Source organism: Candidatus Poribacteria bacterium, from assembly GCA_021295755.1.
In the GTDB taxonomy this organism is placed as follows: Bacteria; Poribacteria; WGA-4E; order WGA-4E; family PCPOR2b; genus PCPOR2b.
Genome location: JAGWBT010000163.1, coordinates 8,883 through 9,828, shown reverse-complemented (window position 1 = coordinate 9,828; position 946 = coordinate 8,883). Strand labels below are relative to the sequence as shown.

At 47.7% G+C, this 946-nt stretch carries 1 protein-coding gene; it reads left to right on the top strand.

What is annotated here, in order from left to right:
• Positions 1-176: 176 nt before the first annotated feature.
• On the top strand, positions 177-946 hold a 770-nt coding region (locus tag J4G02_19955; GenBank protein MCE2396803.1), incomplete at its 3' end, for a D-alanyl-D-alanine carboxypeptidase.

Sequence of the window (946 nt, the reverse complement as noted above, 5' to 3'; positions counted from 1 at the left end):
CCAACAGCGGGAACTGTGCAATTGGCTGGTACACCGCTTAATTTATCAGGAACGCCAACGCAGATGCGGATGCCGCCGCCGCTGCTCGGAGAACACACCGACGAGATTCTTACTAACCTGCTTGGGCTGAACGATAAGGCAATCGCAGACCTGCGTCAAGACGGAGTTATTTGAAAATGCGGAAGATATCACAAATTTGTCTCTGGTTTTGTGCACTGCTCTGTTGCACCGTATTATATAGCTGCGGAACATCTTCAACAATCAAAGTCCCACCACCCACACCGCCAAAGCCATCAGAAGCCGTTCAACGATTGCAGGCAAAAATTGAAACCACGCTGAACGACCCATCCTTAGTTTCCTCAAACGTCGGAATGAAAGTTGTTTCGCTTAAAACGGGAGAGGTGCTTTATGAGAAAGACGCTGAAAAATTGTATCATCCAGCGTCAACAATGAAATTAATCACCGCAGCAACAGCACTGGTTAAACTCGGTCCAAACTACCGTTTCCATACCACACTTTATACGGATCCCGTTGAAGATAATCTGGGAAATATCTACCTCAAAGGAGGCGGTGATCCGGTGTTTGAAAAGATGGTCGAAAGATTGGTGGAAATGGATACGAAAGCCTTGCAGGGCGATATTGTGGTAGACGAAACCTACTTTGACGCTATCCGGCGGGGCAAAGGTTGGATGTGGGACGATGGTCCTATCGGTGGGTACTACCCACATCTAAGCGCACTGACGATTAACCGTAACGGCGTACACCTTCGTATTTCCCCGGGCAGTAAAGTTGACGATCCGGTTCGCATCCATCTTGACCCCCCCACACAGCATATGAAAATTGTTAATGATGCCACTACAGTAGGGGCATCAGAAAAAACACGACTGACAATTAAACGAGAGGATGGACCTATTGAGGCGAACATCCTGATGATTGATGGAGTAAT